Below are 1343 nucleotides of genomic sequence, written 5' to 3' on the forward strand. Positions count from 1 at the left end.
CAGGGCTACTAAAAGCCCGCTCTGTACTGCTTTAGCGGTCGGAGTCCGGTAGTTTACGAAGCAGCCGTTGACGTCCGCGGTGCGGAGCCCAATCCCTGGAGCTCCAGGATCTGCTGATAGGTGTTGCTGCGGAACCAACGCTCGATTTCTCTGGCCCGTAGCACCGGCAGCGGATGGGTGCGCCCCACCGTTTGCATCTGCTTCAGCTCCATCTGCCACAGATCCCCGTCCAGCTCGTCGTAAGTACGGGCCTGCTCCAAAAAGGCGTCCACGTTCAGCTTGGAGGCCAATTGCGGGGATCCCCCACACAATTTCATCAACACCGAGATCACCGTCTTGGCATCTTGGGCTACCAACAGCGCCGCCCGGTCACAGGTAAACTCGGCACACCGCAGCCAGTGCATCAGTTGATCCTGCAACGCCTGATAAAACAACCCCCCGAAGGGGAGCAAGCTGGTGGAGAGCATGAGAATGTTGGCCATCGTCAAGTAGACCCCGTGATTGCACTTCAAGTGGCCCAACTCATGAGCGATCACGGCCTGAATTTCCGGCGGCTCCAACAGATCCAGCAGAGAGCTGTGCAAGACAATGAAGGGCTTTTTCCCCTGCATGGCAAAGGTGTAAGCATTGGGCGTGGGGTTCTGCCGCACGTAGAGCTGGGGCACCTCCAGATCCAAGATGCGACAGGCCTGCACCAAAAGCTGATGAATTTCCGGCAACTGATGCTCGTTAATTTGGATGCTGGAAGCAATGTTGTCCAGATAAAATATCTGTCCTGCCGTTGAGCCAAGCCAATTTTGAATCAGCAGGCCCAGCCCCGGCACTTGCTGCAGAGAGCGGGTGGCTTGCAGATCCACGGGATGACGAAATTGGTCGGCCCGCAGGCCCAACAGAATGCGAGGTTCTCGTTGAATGGACGACATAGACAATAGACAACAGAGGGAGAAAGGACTTCGGTTACAACTCGTAGGGCACAAACTGGCGGTGGCGATTCAACAAAAATAGCCGCTCCGGCGGCGGATCCGGCAGGGTCGGGTAGTTTACTAAAATCAAACGGGTTTTCTCCAGAGGGGATCTCCCAATAGACCACATGATCTTGAATGCGAGTGCCATCGGTAACAAAGCGCCCAGTATCGGCGGCAGCACGCTCAGCGCGGCGATAGAGTCGCCCTTGCCAGGTCAAGTGCGGGGGCAGCCCCAATCCCAAAAACAGTTGCTGCTGACTTGATTCCTGGTTGAACACCGCCTGCGGGCAATCTGCCCAGATCCTTGCCAGATCTGCCGGTTGGGGAGCAGCATGAGCCTCTGCATCGGCTGGAGTTACCTGATACATTCACGCTGAA

At 56.5% G+C, this 1343-nt stretch carries 1 protein-coding gene; it reads right to left on the reverse strand.

Going from position 1 to position 1343, the window contains the following annotated elements:
• Nucleotides 1-53: 53 nt before the first annotated feature.
• Nucleotides 54-923: a M48 family metallopeptidase gene (locus tag NW819_RS11465; protein ID WP_011433741.1), complete on the reverse strand. Its 870-nt coding sequence runs from the start codon at nt 921-923 to the stop codon at nt 54-56.
• Nucleotides 924-1343 lie beyond the last annotated feature (420 nt).

The organism is Synechococcus sp. R8-2, from assembly GCF_047461715.1.
In the GTDB taxonomy this organism is placed as follows: domain Bacteria; phylum Cyanobacteriota; class Cyanobacteriia; order Thermostichales; family Thermostichaceae; genus Thermostichus.